The organism is Archangium violaceum (assembly GCF_016859125.1).
Classification (GTDB): domain Bacteria; phylum Myxococcota; class Myxococcia; order Myxococcales; family Myxococcaceae; genus Archangium; species Archangium violaceum_A.
Genome location: NZ_CP069338.1, coordinates 10,149,216 through 10,165,526 on the forward strand (window position 1 = coordinate 10,149,216; position 16,311 = coordinate 10,165,526).

Below are 16,311 nucleotides of genomic sequence, written 5' to 3' on the forward strand. Positions count from 1 at the left end.
GTGGCCATCAAGGCGTCTGGCCTGGTGACGGCCGTCGGCTTCAACGCCCCTGCTTCACTGGCCGCCATTCGCGCCGGTCTCAGCGGCGTGAAGGAGTCCCAGCTGTGGCATGCCCCTTCGGGGAAGTACCTCAAAGCGGCCAAGGTGGCGTTGCCGCAATGGTGGGAGGGGCTCGGCAATCTGGCGGAGCTGGTGGCCCCGGCCATTGGTGAGTGCCTGGAGGCTGCAGCTCCTGCGCCCGCGGACAGCGTCCCCCTCCTTCTTTGCGTCGCGGAGCCCTCGCGTCCCTTCAGGACGGAAGGGTTGGAGCAGTTCCTGGTGGCGGAGGTAGAGAGTCGCCTGGAACTTCGCTTCCACCCTGCCTCCCGGGTAATAGCGCGTGGACAGGCCTCCGTTGCATTGGCGCTCCAGGACGCCCAGCGCATTCTCTCCACGCAGCGAGTGGCCTGCTGCATCATCGCCGGGGTGGACAGCTTGCTGAATCCCAAGACGGTGAAGGAGTACGCCCGCCGCAGGCGCGTGCTCGCCCCGGACAACTCCAACGGCTTCATCCCTGGCGAGGCTGGTGGAGCGGTGCTGGTGGTGCCCGCAGGCCGCCAACCGGGGGCCGAGTTGCGCCTGATGGGCCTTGGCATGGCACAGGAGAAGGCCACCATCCATTCCGAGGAACCACTCCGAGGCGACGGGCTGACAGTAGCCGTCAAGCATGCCCTCAAGGCGGCGGGCCTCACCCTCTTCGACGTGGCCTGGCGCATCACCGACTTGAATGGCGAGCACTACAAATTCAAGGAGGCGGCCTTCGTCGCCGCGCGTCTGCAACGCAAGCCGAAGGACGTCCCCTTCGACTTGTGGCACCCCATCGAGTACGTGGGTGAGGTGGGCGCCGCCATTGGCCCCTGCGCCCTTGCCTGGGCCCTCCATGCCGGCCAGAAACGCTACGCGCCCGGCGAGGTGGCCCTGTGTCATTTTGGAAGTGACGAAGGCGAAAGGGCGGCGCTGGTGATGAAGTACGAGGAGAGGAGCAGTCCGCGATGAGCACGAAGGTGTACGCCAACGGGCGTGAAATCTCCGGCAAGGCCTCGGGCAACAAGTCAGTGGCCGCCATGCCGGACGTGTGCCTCTCCCCACCAGGCCCGCCCGCCGGCCCCATTCCCATTCCCTACCCCAACACCGCGCAGTCGTCGGACACGGGCGATGGCAGCAAGACGGTCTTCGTGAATGGGAAGGAAGTGGGGCTCAAGAACCAGTCCGTCTACAAGACGAGCAAAGGCGACGAGGCCGCCACGCGCAACTTTGGCGGTGGCGTCGTCAGTCACACCATTACGGGGAAGACGAAGTTCGCGGCCTGGTCCTTCGACGTCAAGGTGGAGGGGCAGAACATCGTCCGCCACATGGACCTGACGACACACAACCACCAGAACCCGACGAACGGTGCTATCACCCTCAATACCGGCAGCATGTTCCTCGGCGGTGGCGAAGCGCCTGAAAAGTCTTGCAATGAGCTGCAAGCCGAGAATGGGGAACTCCGGAAGACCGCCGACCCGAGCAACGGCCCCAGCGAGGGACAGCTGGAGGAGGCCACCACGCTTACTACCGCCCAATACTTCAATTCGGGCGATTCGACCAGATACAACATGCGAGCCTTTAGCCGACAGGTCGACAAAGACGGTTGGGCTCAGGGTGTTGGGACGCTCCAGTATTCAGAAATCGCCACCCGAAAGAGAGTTATCACGTCCTACGAGTCAAATATTCCTGGATTTAAATACAAGAAGACATCAAACATGCCCTTCTCGAGTCACACGGAGGCTCGAATCATTGAAGACATCTTTGCCGCAACAAACGGCAATCCCAAGGGGAAGGCACGCCTGCGCATTCAGTGGCATCAAAAAGCAAAGGGCTCCATGTCGTGCAAGGCATGCCCGGAGTGTCGGCGCATCATCTGTGCCGCAATGAACAAGGGGCTCGAAATTGAACTCTGCGACGATACCGGGAAGGCCAAGACGCCGGACTGGTGTGATGAATTCCCAGAATTCCAAGGCTAGCGACTCGCATGACTCTTGATTTTCCGAACTATATTCGAAACGCAGTCTCCCCTTCGGCGCCCATCAGTTTTGAATGGGACGATGAAACGAACGTTTTCCTGGAAGACGCGCGACTCGCCAAACGAATCGGCGTCACCACTTCACGTGGAATGGCCGCACTCTGCATCGGCTGCGCCGAATGGGTTGTTTACAGATTCAGCGCGCTCTCGGATGACCCGATGCCGTTCCGTTACGTTGAGGCGGCATGGGTAGGGCTTTCTGACTGGAATTACATCAACATCAAGCACGGAGCCAAGATAAAGGACTGGACGGGGCCTGTTCGAAACCCGCTTTTTGTAACAATTCGCACTCTCAAGGAGGCTCTTGAGATGGCAAGCGAAGGCGGATACCCCGCTGAATGGGCAGTCTATCTCCATTTCATGGCGCTCCACGTGCTGCCTGACCGGAAACCTTTCATGAAGTGGCTCGACTCTGCGATAGGTCGCCTTGGGACCTACTATGCGGGCGATGGAATGGGCGACCCAGTCCCGCGTGAGGCGCTTGATCCGGATTTCGACTTCAAGCCAGAGCAGGCCCGAGATTTGATTGCTCAACGCATTCGGAAGGTCGCATCGTCCGGAAATCCATATCTCATCTCCTCTGCAATTCCATGACACTCCCTGCGCAACCCTATATGCAGCGAGCAGGCATCCAGGACCGGACTCTGCGGTTCAGGTGGGATGACCAGCAGTACGAAAAGGTGTACACGCCGCTCGATAGGGCGGCTCGTGCTCGGCTGGAGAAGCTTTCGCAACGAGCCATCCTTGCGCTCGCAATCTCCTGTGCAGAGTGGATATTCCACCGGTTCAAGCTCGTGTCGGAAGCCCCTCTTCTGGATGACTATGCTGAAGCCGCATGGGCTGTGGTCGTCGATGCGCGATACGCTAATTACTACCTGGAGCCGGGCGGGGAGGAATGGCAAGGACCTGACCGCAAGCCGCTTGCGGTCGCAGTGATGCTTCTGGTGGACACCATTGTCCGCGTTGAGAACGATGACCATCCTGACATCGGCGCGCTGTCTCTGGCCAGCTTGGCAGCCCACGTCTTGACTGACCCGACGCCATTTCATGAGTGGCACGAGCGCATTGTGGCTCGACTGGAGCGCCTGTACCCACTGAATCCACAGGACACTCGCGGAGAGCCAGTGCCTCGCGAAGCTCTCGACCCGGACTTCGATTTCAGGCTCGAAATGGCGCCTGCGCTCATCGGGGCGTTTTTGAAGAAGCTGGACTACAAGGCGAATCCATTCCTTCGCTCTCCTAGTGACATGCGGAAGCTTTACTTCGACGGAGTTCCGTACGAACTGCCGTAGCCCAACTCTGTCTACGCATGCTCTTCGTGTAGGCCTCATGAGGAGAGGACTCGACAGTTCCCTCGAATGCGGGCCGGCCGGCGTTCTCCTCGCCGGCCGCAGTCCCCCTTGCCGCCATCCCTACGCTGGGCCGGACTTCAGCCGATCATGAGCATTCCCAGCGAGGTTGAGCATTTCCTCCGCACCGGCGACTACGACGTCCACTGCACGGCCTGGCCGGGCGACGTCCTCGAAAGGGAGAGGCGGGCCCACGGTGAGCTCCGCCAGGCCCTCGTCATGGAGGTGCAGCGGCGCACCGCGGGCCTCGACGTTCCGGAGAAGCTCCAAGGCCTCGACGTCGTCGCCCTCACCCGCCGCAAGGTGGAGCCCATGGTGCGCGGCCTCTTCCCTCGCGCGGAGCAGGAGGCCGTCCTCGCCGTCCTGGAGCGCTCCGTCGTCTTTCTCACCCCGGCCAACATGTCCCAGGTGCTGGCGGAGTCGTCCTGGCTGAGCACCGCCTGGGACTTGGCCAACCTGTACCTCCTCAGCGTCGGCGCCGAGCTGCTGGGAGAGGACGCGCCCCGCCTCCTCGGCCTCAGCGAGCACACCACGTGCTACGTCTCCCTCGCCTACTTCGAAGAGGAGTCCCCCTTCGCCGACTTCCTCGTCCACGAGGCGGCCCACGTCTTCCACAACTGCAAGCGCCGCACGGTGGGGCTGCCCGGGACGCGCAGGCGCGAGTGGCTCCTCGATATCGACTTCCGGAAGCGCGAAACCTTCGCCTACGCGTGCGAGGCGTACAGCCGCATCCTCGAGGCCGGCCGCAGCCCCCGAGAGCGCATGGCGCTCGCCGAGGAGTATGCGGCCTGCGCGGCGCCGGCCGACGAGCGCGTGTCGGTGGCCGAGGTGGTGGAGCTCGTCCGTGAGGCCGCGGCGGCGAGGAATGGGTGGAAGCGCATTCTCACGAGGTGTGCCCCGGCAGTACGGGACGTGACGCGTGTCGCAGTGGGAGGAGGCCTTTCCATCAGCCGGTGAGGGGCTGTCGCGTCTGTAACCGTTCACCGCCTTGGCCTGGTTGAAGAGGAGCCGGGCACGAGGTGACCGGAGACGTGGTGCTGGACAAGAGGACGTCTGGCGTGGTGTAGCCAGGGCATGGTGCAGGTGGATGCCCGAGACGTGCAGATAGCGCAGCTGGAGAAGAGGCTGGAAGCAGCGCTGGAGCGTATCGCGCAGCTGGAGGAAGAGAATGCGAAGCTGCGCGAGGAGAATGCGAAGCTGCGCGAGGAGAATCGACAGCTTGAGGAGCGGCTGGTGTTGGCGTTCACGAGGAAGCGCGGAAATTTGGACCGGGAAGCCGGAGGTGTGCCCGGGGTCCGGCCTCCCGGTCCGAGGTGAGGCTCAGCGCTTGGACTTCGCCTTCCTGGTCGTCGCGGCCTCCTCGGCCTCGCGGCGGCGGTAGCTCTCGCCTTCAATAGCGAGGACGTCCGCGTGGTGGATGACGCGGTCAATCAGAGCGGTGGCACACGCGGCGTTGGGAAAGATGGTCGGCCAGTCCGAAAACGCCAGATTCGTGGTCATCACCAACGAGCGTTGTTCATACCTGCGCGCCACGACTTGAAAGAGGAGGTCCGCGTTGCGCGCGTCGTAGGCGAGGTAGCCCATCTCGTCGATGACGAGCAGGCTCGTGCGGCTGGTGTAGTGGCGCAGGCGGCGGTCCAGTGCGCGGCTGGTGTCCTGAGCGCCCAGGTCGAGCAGCAACTGGGAGGCGGTGACGAAGAGAGCGGAGTGCCCCTTGAGGACGGCCTGGTGGGCGATGTTCTGCGCAATCATCGTCTTGCCCAGTCCCTGAGGGGCCACTATGACGACGTTGCGCGTGCGCTCCAGGAAATCCAGGCGCAAGGCGGACTCGATGGCCTCGCGGTCAATCTTCTTGGGCCATCCCCAGTCGTAGTCCGCCATGGGCTTGAAGCGGCCAAGGCGGCTGCGAGACAGGCGCCGCTCGAGACTTCTGCGGCCGCGCTCCTTGTGCTCCTCGTCGGCGAGGTGCTCCAGCAGCTCGGTGGCGCCCCACCTGGCCTTCGTGGCGCGGGCGATGAGGTCGGCGAGGCCCTGGGAGGTGGCGTGCAGCCCGAGGGAGGCGAGGCGGTCAGCGAGCGGAGTCGTCATCGGTGGAGTCCTTGTCGAGGAGGCGGTCGTAGTCGGCGAGGGAGTGGGGGCGGGTACGTGAGGCGGCGATGCGCGGGTCATCCGGCAGCACCACGCTGAGTGGTGGAGGTTGACGCTGGCGGCGAGCGCGCTGGTCCAGGAGGTGGGCCACGGCGGGGGCGCTCACCGCCCCCTTGCGCAGGGCCTCGGCGAGGGCCTCATCCAGGGCGCGTGCGCCGTGGAGCTCCAGTAACTTCAGCAATTGAGCAGTGTGGTGTGACAGCGAGAGGTCGCGCTGGGCGAGGGCCGCGAGGAAGCCCTCTGCCTGCGGGCAGGAGGCGCGCAGCAAGTCTCGGCCGCGCAGCTCGTGCGCGCGGGCCTTGGCGTCGGCGAGGGCGGCGAGGTGGCCGGGCTGCTCCAGAGTGCGGCCCTTCTCGAAGGAGCGCGGGTGGGAGGCCACCTCCTCGGAGCCGTCCAGCACGCGTACGCGTGTCTCGGAGGCCACCAGGGTGAGGGGCTTCTTCACCAGGGTGTGTGGAATGGAGTAGTCGTTGGAGTCAAAGCGCACGTAGGGCGTCTTGCCAGAGGCGACGGGGCGCACCACGTCCGTGGGAAACGGGTGTGCGGGCAGGGGCAGCAGCCGCGGGCGTTCCTCCTCGAGGGCCGTGGCGACGGTGCGCCCGGTGACGTCGCCGGGCAAGTGGCGCGCGTGGGCCACCTCGGCCGCCCACCGCGCCGCTTGCGCGTTGAGGTCATCCACGCCGCTGAAGGTGCGCGCGGCGAAGAAGGAGTCGCGCAGGTAGCGGATGGTGCGTTCCACCTTGCCCTTCTCGTTGCCGCGGTAGGGGGCACAGGGCTTGGGGGCGAAGTGGTAGTGGCCGGCCAATTCCAGCAGGCGCGGGTGGAAGCGGATGGCGTCGCCGGCGCGCTCGAGCACCACGGACTTCAAGTTGTCGTACAGCAGCGCGCGCGGCACGCCCCCCAGCGCCTGGAAGGCCAGCACGTGGCCTTTGAGGAAGCTCTCCAGCGTCATGTCGAGGAAGAAGCGCGCGTAGAGGGCGCGGCTGTGGCCCAGCACCAGGACGAAGCAGCACAGAGGGCGGCGCGTGTTACCCACGGGCAGCGTGCCGAAGTGCCCCCAATCCACCTGGGCCTCCTCGCCCGGAAGCGTGCTGCGGCGCAGGAAGGCCTCGGCGCGAGAGGTGGGACGCACCGTGCGCACGTAACGGCGCACCTGGAGCGGGCCACCCACGTAGCCGCGCGCCTTCACCATGTGGAAGAGGCGCATGGCGGTGAGGCGTGGGTGGGCCTCCAGGGTGGCTTGGATGAAGTCCTTGTAGGCATCCAGCAGCGTGGGCCTGACGGACTTCACCCCCGTGCCGCTGACGCGCTCGAGCGTCAGGGCGCGCCGGACGGTGTCGTGGTGCACGCCCAGCTCGGAGCAGATGGTGCCCACCTTCCAGTGCTCGGCGAAGTGCAGTCGGCGGATGCGGGCGGCGAGCTCGGGGGAAATCATGGGCCCACCTCACGGCGGACGGGCAGCCCTGAAGCGCCGGCCCACGTGGGTGCGCGCAAGCGTGGTGTGGCGCAGGAAGGGACTCTGACGCCCGCACGAGGTGCAGGCGGGGATGGATGGTGGCGGTGCATACGGCAGTGGCCTCGCTGCGCTCGGCTCCGCGGCCACCTGCGTGGCGGCCGGGGCTGGCGCGACAGGCACACTGGCTGTCGGCGCCACGGCGGCGGGAGACTGATGCGTCACTTTCTCTCGCCGCCGCTCCCGCCAGGCCGCCTGCCGCGCGGCATGCGCGTGCCGTCCGTCCCGGGTGCGCTGGTAGCGCGCACCAGCAGCGCGCATTGACTCCGCTCGCGCCCTTCGACTGCACGGCGGCCCGCAGTAGCGCTGGCCACGGTCGCACGCGGAGCAGAGGAAGAACACCTGCCGACACTCGGGCCGGCCGCACACCACGAAGCGCAGCGCCTCCAACGGGGGCTCCTCGCACGCGCCTGCTTCTGGCGCCGCGCCCCGGAGTGCGCTACCTCTTGCTCATCGGCCCGCCCGACTCGCACACCAGGGCGCGCCTCCAGGACGGCCCTCCAGTTGCCTCTGGTGGGCCTTCCGTCTTTCTGGGCGCGCGCGGTCGTGGACTTCACCGACGCACTCACCCCCCCTCAACTTCTCGGCTGAACCCATCGCTGGGAGTAGTCTTGAAGTCAGGCAACCCCCGGCGACACATGACCAGGAACCCGCGCTTCCTGGTGACCATCAACAGCTGGGGCTCAACTCGAGCAACTCCTCCAAGCCACCCTCCTCGGATGCACCCGGCACCCGGCGCCAGCGCAAGAGGCCCACGGGCCGGCGTCCCGGGGGCCAGCCTGGACACAAGAAGCATGAGCGCGCGCTGCTGCCGCCCGAGCAGGTGCAGCACGTCGTGGAGTTGGTGCCCCAGGAGTGCAGGGGTTGCAAGCGACGGCTGCGGGGGCAGGACAGCGCGCCCCGGCGGCATCAGGTGGTGGAGGTGCCGCCCCTGTCGGCCATTGTCACCGAGTACCGCTGCCATGCACTGCAGTGCCCTGACTGCGGGGTAGTGACTCGAGGGGAGGTGCCCGCGCATGCGCGCAGCGTCTTCGGCGACCGGCTCGCGGCGCTCGCCTCGTTGCTGGTGGGGAAGTACCGCCTGTCCAAAAGACTGGTGAAGGACGCCTTGTCGGACATGCTGGGTGTGGAGTTGTCGGTGGGCAGCGTCAGCAACCTGGAGGGTGAAATCTCGCAGGCGCTCGCGCCAGCGACGGCCGAAGCCCTTGCCTCCGTACGCGCCTCGGAGGCGGTCAACGCCGACGAGACGGGATTCACGCAGGGACGAGAGGGTGGCCGGGCCGCTCGCGCCTGGCTGTGGGTGGTGGCCACGGCGCTGGTGGTGGTGTTCCACATCGCCACAAGCCGCGGCGGCAAGGTGGCCCGCCAGTTGCTCGGCGCGGACTTCTCTGGCTTCCTCTCCACTGACAGGTGGAGCGCCTACGAGTGGGTGGACGCGGGGCTGCGGCAGCTGTGCCAGGCTCACCTCACACGCGACTTCCAGGGCTTCATCGACAGGGGAGGAAGGGGCGGGAAGATAGGCCGAGAGCTCATGCGCGAGCGCAACCGCTTCTTCAAGTGGTACCACCGCGTGCGCGACGGCACCCTGGCACGCGAGGATTTCGAAAAGCGCATGCGCGGTGTGGAACGCAGAGTCGGCCAACTGCTGCGCAAGGCAGCGCGGCGGGCGGAGAAGAAGACGGCCGGCATGGCCCGGGAAATCCTGAAGTGGGAGAAGTGCCTCTGGACGTTTGTCGATGTGCCTGGCCTGGAGCCCACCAACAACTTCGGCGAGCGCTGCATCCGGCACGCCGTCATGTACAGGAAGACGTCCTTCGGCACGCGGAGTGAGGAGGGCAGCCGTTTCGTGGAGCGCATCTTCACCGCCACCACCACCCTCAAGCTGCAGGGCCGTGACGTGCTCTCATTCCTGACCGATACCCTCGCCGCACACCGCCGCGGCCTGCGCGGGCCTTCTCTCCTCCCCTCCGCCCCCGTACCTCAGCTCGCTCTCACCGCCTGAGTTGGGTCGGGTGGCCCCGGGAGTTGCCGTCCCGGGGCTCCCACAGATCCGGACGTGCGGAACTACCGCATCCGGCTCCTCGGTTCATGGATTCGCTGCGCGTCGGTAGAGGCTATGAACTACACGCGGTTTTGGTAACGGAAAGCGTCGAACGATTTGGTCGAACTTCTCCCATGTCGTCCGAGCCTGCCGCGTTCGTCGCGATAGCCATTTGTGCCACCTCTTGCGTACCTCCCATGCAAACGCCACGAGTGCCTTTGAGTTCCCGGTGATACCGAAGTACCCATAGTGCCCCCGTAGCTTCTGCGTGAGGACGCGGTGCTGCTCGGTTAACGGCCGGTGCCGATTGAGACGACACCATTGCGTCACCTGTTTCAGCGCTCGGCTCAACCGGTTGGAGGCTGTCTTGCGTTTCACCACCCAGGCGCCCCGCCGAGATCTTCCCCAGTAGTGCGTGAATCCCAGCAGGTCGAAGCTCCGACCGCCCTCTGCCTCACGTGGAGGCTTGGGGCGGTTGGATCGGAACTCCACCAACCGGGTCTTTTCCGGGTGGAGCGTCAGGCCATACTTCCCGAACCTCTTGGGGAGTACCGCCATGACGCGGCGAGCATCTTCCTCAATGGTGAAACATATCACGAAGTCGTCCGCATAGCGGATGAGTTCCGCGCTACCCTTCAGGCGCGGTTTGACTTCACGCTCGAACCACACGTCCAGAACCTCGTGGAGGTAGATGTTCGCCAGCAAGGGCGAGATGACACCACCTTGTGGGGTCCCCTGGTCGGGATGCGTTACTTCCTTCCCGTCCAGAACCCCTGCATTCAGCCATTTCCCGATGAGACGGAGCAGCACCCCATCTCGCACCCTTCGCTGGACGAGCTGCTGGAGCCGGTCATGTTCCAGGGTGTCGAAGAACTTTCGGATGTCCACCTCGAGGACCCATCCACCTCTCGTTCTCGTCAGCGACTCCCAGAGGCGTTGCAGTGCCTGATGCGCACTTCTCCCTGGGCGGAAGCCGAACGAGCAGGGCAGGAAGTCCTGCTCGTAGACTGCCTCCAGCACCATGGCCACCGCCCTTTGCAGTACCTTGTCTTCAAAGGTCGGGATGCCCAGAGGACGGGTCGTCTTCCCATCCCCTTTGGGAATATGCACACGCCTGACGGGCGGTGCCCGGTAGAGGCCGGACTTCGCGCGGTTGAGAAGCCCCTGGAGGTTGACTTCCAGGTTCTCCGCATATTGCTCCGCCGTCTGCCCGTCCGCTCCGACTGCACCGTCCTTGCGTGTGCGCCGATATGCCTCTCGTAGCCACTCCAAGTCGATGTGGTGAGCCAGCGTGGTGAACGCCGTGTCCGGCGCCTGCCTCGCCAACGTCGCTATCCGCTGGAGTTTCGTTGATACGGTTGTAGGGCTCGGTGTCCCCGCCATCTTTCCCTCCTACGGCTCCATGTTCCGGCGCCCCCTTCCCTCCACAGGGTCCGGACGGGTCCGTTCCCCTGCTTCCTCGGTACTACGAGGCGCTCCGACTCCCTGACGACCCTTCCGCCCGGCTTCGTTCTCCTTCGCCGCGGCGGTACCACCGCCACCCGTCTTTCGCTCCCGTGGGTCTCGGGCGCCCACCTCCCACGGGCCAGGGTTGTTGACCGGCTTCCCCAACCGGCTTCCGACGTGGAGTCGTCAGGGCCTCCCAGGTTCCTGGGGGACCCTCTGTACACGTGCCCCGCTCTTCGACCCCGGCGAGACCGAGGGGCCAGACCTTCGCGGCCTCACGGTGCTGCCTTCCGCTCGTTCAACGGCGTCGGCTCTCGCACGAGTGTAACTTTCGAGGCTCAATCACGCGGCCCGCGCACTCGCTGTCTACGCTTCGCAGTTCGGGTTTCCCCGATACCACGCAAGACTCGCTTCCGGCTGGTGGCCTCCTTTACCGGACAGGGGTTGAACCTGCTGGGTCCCTCGTGAGGTTTCCACTCCGCTTGTCGCTACTGCATCGTTTCCTCCTCACCCAGGCTTCGCCTGGCGCACTGAACGGTTACCGGCGGCGAAGGTGCTTCAGAGCGGCCACAACACGCTGGGCCGGAAGCTCAATGAGTGCGGCATCGTCGACAAGGATCGACTGTTGACCACCGAACCGAGCTCCTGTCCTCTTCCTGGCACGCCCCAACCTTCAGACAACACGGCTATGCTGCGAACACCTCTGCATTCAACGAAGGGGGACAGACATGGCGGATGAAGAGAAGGATGAAGGCTCGACGCTCCTGAAGTTCATCGAAAAGTGGGCAATTACCCCAGAAGACGCCAAAGAGATCTCTCGGAAGTACAGGCAACAGTCCGAGTCCAAATACCCAAATGACTCCGCAGCCAAGCATCAGGAGCGGGTATCCGACAAGATCATCGCCCGGTATGCGAAGCTCTCTGCGATGTCTGGAGGGGCAACGGCCCTTACTGGCATCATCCCAGGATTGGGAACAGCACTTGCCGCATTGGGCGGTGGGCTCGCCGACACAGCGATTTGCATGAAGCTGCAAGTCGACATGACCTGCTGCCTTGCCGAAGCATTCGGCTATGATCTCAACCGGCAAGACGCTCGTGAACTCACCTTCCTCATCGCGGCCGGAGGTGCATTGGAAAAGGCGGGCGAAGAACTGGGAGTGAAAATCGCCTCAAAAGCGGGTGTTCGCCTCTTACGCCAATATCTCAAGGGGGCAGCACTTCAGGCCGTCAAGGCATTCTTCAGGCGCATAGGGATTGTTTTCACACGAAAGGCACTGGAAAGGGCCTTGCCATTCGGCGTTGGGGTCTTCATTGGCAGCAGCGCCAACTACGCCCTTACGAAGTACGTGGGAGCACAAGCCAAGGAGTGGTTCATCATCGACCGTGAAATGCCGGAAGCGGGACCCGACGAAGCCGAAGCAGCCTGAATCAGCAGCGCCCCGGCGATGATTTCCCCATGAGCGGAAAGTCCAGCAGATCTCCCGTGCGGAGAAGCCCCCGCCGGAGCAGCGCGGTGACCCTCGACACGGTGCGCGAGCTCGCGCTGGCGCTGCCCGGCGTGGAGGAAGGGTTCTCGTATGGGACGCCCGCGTTCCGGGTCGGCAAGAAGCTCCTGGCCCGCATGCACGAGGACGGTGAGACGCTCGTCCTCAAGGTGGACCTCCTCGTGCGCGACTCCCTCCTGGTGGCCGACCCGGACACCTTCTTCATCACGGAGCACTACCAGGACCATCCGTACATGCTCGTGCGGCTCGCGACCGTCCAGCGCGAGCCGCTGAGAGGTCTGCTCGAAACGGCCTGGCGGAGCCTCGCCCCGAAGCGGCTCCTCGCCTCCAGGAAGGAAGGGGCCTGAACGAGGGCCCCTCCCCTCGAGGTCAACGCCGGCTCACCGGCCGGTGTCGGCGTCCGCGGGCTGCAGGCTGGTGGCCGTACCCTTGGCCAGCTCGGCCACATAGGCCGCGGCGAGCTTCGCGAACTTGACCGAGTTCTGCGCGCTCCCGGCCGACTGCGTCAGGGTGTCGTTCGAGGTGTGGATGTACGGGTTGTCCTGGCCCATCAGCGCCTCGAAGGGGATGGAGGCCGGATAGCCCTGGTTGTGCCAGGAGGCGTGGTCCGAGCACCCATAGCCGCAGCGCGTGGTGGTCGAGGTCACTCCCGGCAGGTACTGCTTGATGAGGTTCGTGAGGAAGGTGTTCTGGGCGGCGTTGGTGTAATCGGACACCAGGACGATGTCGTAGCTGGAGCCCCGGTAGTTGGTCATGTCCAGCTGCAGCACGCCCACCACGTTGATGCCGCTGCTCTTGTGCTGGGCGGCGATCGCCCCCGAGCCCCTGAGCCCGATCTCCTCGGCGGCGTAGGCCATGAACTTCACCGTCCTCGCCGGCTTGTAGCCCTTGGCCATGGCCACGCGGATGACCTCGGTGAGCGAGGCCACGCCCGAGGCGTCATCGTCCGCGCCGGGCGCGCTGTAGGAGGAGCCGCTGCCGTTGATGGAGTCCAGGTGTCCGCCGAGCACCACCACCTCGTTGGGCAGCGTGGTGCCCTTGATGGTGAGGATGACGGACGGCTGCGGGGTGACGGTGCTGGAGTGCGTGAAGAGCGACACCGTGACGTCGCTGCGCCCGCCAGCGAGCGTCGTCCACTGGGTCTTCAGCCAGTTGGCCGCGTCGATGCCCGACTGCAGGTTGTGGCGGCGCGAGGTCCACTTCGTGGACAGCGAGGTGATGGTGCTCCGGATGTACGACTCCTGAACTCCGGACAGCAGCGCGTTCGCCGTCGTGGCGTTGTCGAGGGTGTAGCTGATCCGGGGCTGGGCGGCCTGCACGGTGTTGTGGGTCTCCACCGCCGTCAGCGCCTGCTCCTCGGTTTCATGGGCGATGAAGCCCGCGCACCGGTTGAGCTTGGAGTGCATCACCTCGGCCAGCTGATCCAGCTGGGACTCGCGCACGCGCAACATCGCCACGCCGTCCTTCTCGCGCACCGGAGCGGCCAGCTCCTGTCCCCGCCCCCGGAACGAGGCACGCACCGGCTCCAGCGCGTCCGTGCCGATGGTGATCCACACCTCCTTGTCCTGTGTTCCCGCGAACGCGGGCGTGGCGCACGCCAACCACAACGCAACTGCGGCGAACTTCGTCGTTCCCATACAGTGCTCCTCGGCGGTGGGTACTTCCTCGAGTGGATTCCCACGGGACGGACATTCCCCGTCTCGCTGGGAATGCGGCTTATCCCCCACTCGAAGAAGCAATTCCACTTTCCGTATGCATGAGAATGACTTGGGGTGTGGCCTTTCGAACAACTCGCAGGTGGCTCAGCGCAGCTTGCGCCGCAGGTGGTTGAGCAGATCGATGCGGGTGATGAGACCGATGAACTCCTCCCCCGCCATGACGATGGGCACGAAGCCCTTGTCGAGCAGCGTGAGCAGCTCGGGCAACGGGGTGCGCACATCCACGGTCTGGAGCCGCGTGGACATGAAGTCGCGCACCGGCAGGCGCAGGCGCGTCTCGTCGTTGATGGCCGCGAGCAGCAGGTCCGACTCGTCGATCATCCCCACCACCTTGTTGCCCTCGAGCACCGGGAGCTGGGAGACGTCGTAGAGCTTCATCCGCGCGTAGGCGACGAGCAGCGCGTCCGTGGGCGACAGCGTCACGACCGCCCGGTCCGCGTAGCGGCGGGTGATGACGTCGCGCAGGTCTCCATGGGCCTGGCGCGGCAGGAAGCCCTGATCCGCCATCCAGAACTCGTTGAACATCTTCGACAGGTACTTGTTGCCGCTGTCGCACACGAGTGTGCACACGCGCCTGGGCGTGGTCTGCTCGCGGCAGTAGCGCAGCGCCGCCGCCAGGAGCGTCCCCGTGGACGAGCCCCCGAGGATCCCCGCCTTCTTGAGCAGCATGCGCGCCGTCTCGAGGCTCTCCGCATCGGGAATCGAGTAGGCCTTCTTCACCCGGGAGAGGTCCGCGTTGGGCGGCAGGAAGTCCTCGCCGATGCCCTCGACGACCCAGGAGCCCGCCTTGCCCATCGTGCCCGTCTTCACGTAGTCCGCGAGCACCGAGCCCGCGGGGTCCGCGAGCACCATCTCGCACCCGGGAATGGCATTGGCGAAGTAGCGCGACAGCCCCGCGAGCGTTCCTCCCGAGCCGACGCCGCACACCATCGCGTCCAGCCGGTGGTCGAGCTGGGCGGCGATCTCCGGGCCCGTGGTGGTCTCGTGCGCGAGCGGGTTCGCCGGGTTGGCGAACTGGTTGACGTAGAAGGCCCCCAGCTCACGGGCGATGCGCTCGGCCATGTCCTGGTAGTAGTCCGGGTGGCCCTTCTCCACGTCCGAGCGCGTCATCACCACCTCGGCGCCGAGCGCCTTGAGGTGCAGGACCTTCTCCTGGCTCATCTTGTCCGGGATGACGAGCGTGAGCCGGTAGCCCTTCTGCGCCGCGACGAGCGCCAGGCCCAGGCCCGTGTTGCCCGCCGTCGCCTCCACGAGGTGCATCTGGTGCGGTCCGAGCTGGCCCGACTGCTCCGCCGCCGTGATCATCGACAGGCCGATGCGATCCTTGATGGAGCCGCCCGGGTTGTGGTTCTCGAGCTTGAGGAACAGCTCGCACGGGCCGGTGTCGAGCTGGGTCACCTTCACCATGGGGGTGTTGCCGATGAGGCCAAGGAGATCGACGGGGAGTGGAGCGGTGCGCATGGCCACGCACGGTACACGATCCGAACCCGGGACCCCGATACCCTCACCCCGTCCCTCTCCCAGGGGGCGAGGGGGAGTGTTCAGCCCGCGAGCACCCAGGCCGCGGCCACCGTGAGTCCCCCGGCCACCGCGAACATCCTCCATGCCCGGCGCGCCAGCACCGTGCCCGTCCCCTCGCCCGCGTTGCCCAGGATCACCATCGCCGGCCCCCCCTGCTTGCCGCGCAGCTCGTAGACCCCCGGCACCGGCCCCTTCTTCAGCTCCCCCACCACCAGGCACTCCTCGCCGAGCTTTCCCACCCGCTCGTACGACAGCGCCTCCTCCACCACCGAGCCCTGCGCCGGTACGCCCGTCCCCGTCTCCGCCAGCGGCTTGCCCATGTGGCAGCGGCGGATATGCATCGGCGCCAGCAGCAGCTTCGGCGAGAAGCTCACCGCGGCCTCCGCATGCTCCCCGCGCACCTGCAGCACCGGCGCGTAGCCCCGCTCCATCGACAGCAGGGGCCCCTTGCTCCCATCCGGCATCACGCCGCGCAGCTCCGCCTCGTAGAAGGCACACACCACGCCGCCCGGCGACGTCACCTGATCACTCGACGCCAGCCGGCCCCGGTACACACCCCACCCCGGCGAGCGTCCCTGGCGCAGCGCCGCCACGCCTTCGTCGATGCTCCGAGGTGCCTGGGCCCGCAGCGCATCCGCGCGCACTCGCACCCTCGAGCCCGCCACCGCCAGCCCCGCCGCCGCCACCAACAGCGCGAAGCCCACCCCGTCGCCCATCGCTCCCGGCGACAACCACGTGAAGGGGCCGGCCCGGTAACGCAGCGCGACAATCGCGAAGAGCACCGTCAGCAGCCCGAACCAGGCCAGCGGCCATTGAGGCATGAAGGTACGGGCGTCCTTGCGTCCAAAGGAGAACGCCGCGATCACCAGCGCCCCAAGGCCCGCCGCGTACAGAGGGGCAAATGCCCACCGCAAGTCCATGGCTCCCCCTGCCCGAAATCCAACCCAGGCCCATGCCCTCCTTCGCCTC

The 16,311-nt window shown here is 65.8% G+C and carries 14 protein-coding genes and 1 pseudogene; 9 read left to right on the plus strand and 6 right to left on the minus strand.

The window, feature by feature from the left end; all coding sequences use genetic code 11:
• The 6 genes from JQX13_RS42860 to zapB all read left to right on the plus strand — a co-directional run bounded on the left by JQX13_RS42860 (window position 1) and on the right by zapB (window position 4,767).
• Complete coding sequence (locus JQX13_RS42860) at window positions 1-1,035, plus strand: beta-ketoacyl synthase N-terminal-like domain-containing protein (RefSeq protein ID WP_203405179.1); 1,035 nt, start codon at window positions 1-3, stop codon at window positions 1,033-1,035.
• A complete protein-coding gene (locus JQX13_RS42865; protein ID WP_203405180.1) occupies window positions 1,032-2,042 on the plus strand; it encodes a DUF4150 domain-containing protein in 1,011 nt (336 codons plus the stop codon). Before JQX13_RS42860 ends, JQX13_RS42865 begins: the two co-directional genes overlap by 4 nt.
• An 8-nt stretch (window positions 2,043-2,050) precedes the next feature.
• On the plus strand, window positions 2,051-2,695 hold the full coding sequence (locus tag JQX13_RS42870; protein WP_203405181.1) for a hypothetical protein: 645 nt from the start codon (window positions 2,051-2,053) through the stop codon (window positions 2,693-2,695).
• A 20-nt stretch (window positions 2,696-2,715) separates the two neighbouring features.
• Window positions 2,716-3,393 (plus strand): hypothetical protein, encoded by a 678-nt coding sequence (locus JQX13_RS42875; protein ID WP_203405182.1) that lies wholly within the window; start codon window positions 2,716-2,718, stop codon window positions 3,391-3,393.
• A 147-nt stretch (window positions 3,394-3,540) separates the two neighbouring features.
• Window positions 3,541-4,407, plus strand: coding sequence for a hypothetical protein (locus JQX13_RS42880; RefSeq protein ID WP_203405183.1), 867 nt, complete (start codon window positions 3,541-3,543; stop codon window positions 4,405-4,407).
• A gap of 117 nt (window positions 4,408-4,524) precedes the next feature.
• Window positions 4,525-4,767, plus strand: coding sequence for a cell division protein ZapB (gene zapB, locus JQX13_RS42885; protein ID WP_203405184.1), 243 nt, complete (start codon window positions 4,525-4,527; stop codon window positions 4,765-4,767).
• Window positions 4,768-4,770: 3 nt separating this feature from the next.
• On the opposite strand, the gene istB is transcribed toward zapB, so the two are convergent.
• Both istB and istA read right to left on the minus strand, forming a co-directional pair.
• Window positions 4,771-5,538, minus strand: coding sequence for an IS21-like element helper ATPase IstB (gene istB, locus JQX13_RS42890; protein ID WP_203403356.1), 768 nt, complete (start codon window positions 5,536-5,538; stop codon window positions 4,771-4,773).
• A complete protein-coding gene (istA, locus tag JQX13_RS42895) occupies window positions 5,519-7,033 on the minus strand; it encodes an IS21 family transposase (RefSeq protein ID WP_203403355.1) in 1,515 nt (504 codons plus the stop codon). The genes istB and istA overlap by 20 nt, the downstream gene beginning before the upstream one ends.
• Before the next feature lie 748 nt (window positions 7,034-7,781).
• Here istA and tnpC point away from each other — a divergent pair.
• Window positions 7,782-9,113, plus strand: a pseudogene (gene tnpC / locus JQX13_RS42900) (IS66 family transposase); the annotation flags it as partial.
• Between the two features lie 84 nt (window positions 9,114-9,197).
• On the opposite strand, the gene ltrA reads toward tnpC, so the two are convergent.
• Window positions 9,198-10,535, minus strand: coding sequence for a group II intron reverse transcriptase/maturase (gene ltrA, locus JQX13_RS42905; RefSeq protein WP_203403968.1), 1,338 nt, complete (start codon window positions 10,533-10,535; stop codon window positions 9,198-9,200).
• 791 nt (window positions 10,536-11,326) lie between these two features.
• On the opposite strand from ltrA, the gene JQX13_RS42910 reads away from it, so the two are divergent.
• Window positions 11,327-12,025, plus strand: coding sequence for an EcsC family protein (locus tag JQX13_RS42910; protein WP_203405185.1), 699 nt, complete (start codon window positions 11,327-11,329; stop codon window positions 12,023-12,025).
• Between the two features lie 86 nt (window positions 12,026-12,111).
• The gene (locus tag JQX13_RS42915) at window positions 12,112-12,450 is read left to right on the plus strand and encodes an MmcQ/YjbR family DNA-binding protein (RefSeq protein WP_239014198.1); all 339 of its coding nucleotides are present in this window, start codon (window positions 12,112-12,114) and stop codon (window positions 12,448-12,450) included.
• Between the two features lie 33 nt (window positions 12,451-12,483).
• On the opposite strand, the gene JQX13_RS42920 is transcribed toward JQX13_RS42915, so the two are convergent.
• From JQX13_RS42920 to JQX13_RS42930, 3 genes are all read right to left on the minus strand, one after another.
• The gene (locus JQX13_RS42920) at window positions 12,484-13,740 is read right to left on the minus strand and encodes a M20/M25/M40 family metallo-hydrolase (RefSeq protein WP_203405187.1); all 1,257 of its coding nucleotides are present in this window, start codon (window positions 13,738-13,740) and stop codon (window positions 12,484-12,486) included.
• A 165-nt stretch (window positions 13,741-13,905) separates the two neighbouring features.
• Window positions 13,906-15,282, minus strand: coding sequence for a pyridoxal-phosphate dependent enzyme (locus JQX13_RS42925; RefSeq protein ID WP_203405188.1), 1,377 nt, complete (start codon window positions 15,280-15,282; stop codon window positions 13,906-13,908).
• An 80-nt stretch (window positions 15,283-15,362) separates the two neighbouring features.
• Entirely contained in the window at window positions 15,363-16,262 is a 900-nt protein-coding gene (locus JQX13_RS42930) for a hypothetical protein (RefSeq protein WP_203405189.1), read from the minus strand.
• Between the last annotated feature and the right edge of the window lie 49 nt (window positions 16,263-16,311).

What these genes read in the sequence shown, in the direction of transcription:
- JQX13_RS42865 (WP_203405180.1), top strand. Translation starts at nt 1,032, where the DNA reads ATGAGCACGAAGGTGTACGCCAACGGGCGTGAAATCTCCGGCAAGGCC.
- JQX13_RS42870 (WP_203405181.1), top strand. Translation starts at nt 2,051, where the DNA reads ATGACTCTTGATTTTCCGAACTATATTCGAAACGCAGTCTCCCCTTCG.
- JQX13_RS42875 (WP_203405182.1), top strand. Translation starts at nt 2,716, where the DNA reads ATGCAGCGAGCAGGCATCCAGGACCGGACTCTGCGGTTCAGGTGGGAT.
- JQX13_RS42880 (WP_203405183.1), top strand. Translation starts at nt 3,541, where the DNA reads ATGAGCATTCCCAGCGAGGTTGAGCATTTCCTCCGCACCGGCGACTAC.
- zapB (WP_203405184.1), top strand. Translation starts at nt 4,525, where the DNA reads ATGGTGCAGGTGGATGCCCGAGACGTGCAGATAGCGCAGCTGGAGAAG.
- istB (WP_203403356.1), bottom strand. Translation starts at nt 5,538, where the DNA reads ATGACGACTCCGCTCGCTGACCGCCTCGCCTCCCTCGGGCTGCACGCC.
- istA (WP_203403355.1), bottom strand. Translation starts at nt 7,033, where the DNA reads ATGATTTCCCCCGAGCTCGCCGCCCGCATCCGCCGACTGCACTTCGCC.
- ltrA (WP_203403968.1), bottom strand. Translation starts at nt 10,535, where the DNA reads ATGGCGGGGACACCGAGCCCTACAACCGTATCAACGAAACTCCAGCGG.
- JQX13_RS42910 (WP_203405185.1), top strand. Translation starts at nt 11,327, where the DNA reads ATGGCGGATGAAGAGAAGGATGAAGGCTCGACGCTCCTGAAGTTCATC.
- JQX13_RS42920 (WP_203405187.1), bottom strand. Translation starts at nt 13,740, where the DNA reads ATGGGAACGACGAAGTTCGCCGCAGTTGCGTTGTGGTTGGCGTGCGCC.
- JQX13_RS42925 (WP_203405188.1), bottom strand. Translation starts at nt 15,282, where the DNA reads ATGCGCACCGCTCCACTCCCCGTCGATCTCCTTGGCCTCATCGGCAAC.
- JQX13_RS42930 (WP_203405189.1), bottom strand. Translation starts at nt 16,262, where the DNA reads ATGGACTTGCGGTGGGCATTTGCCCCTCTGTACGCGGCGGGCCTTGGG.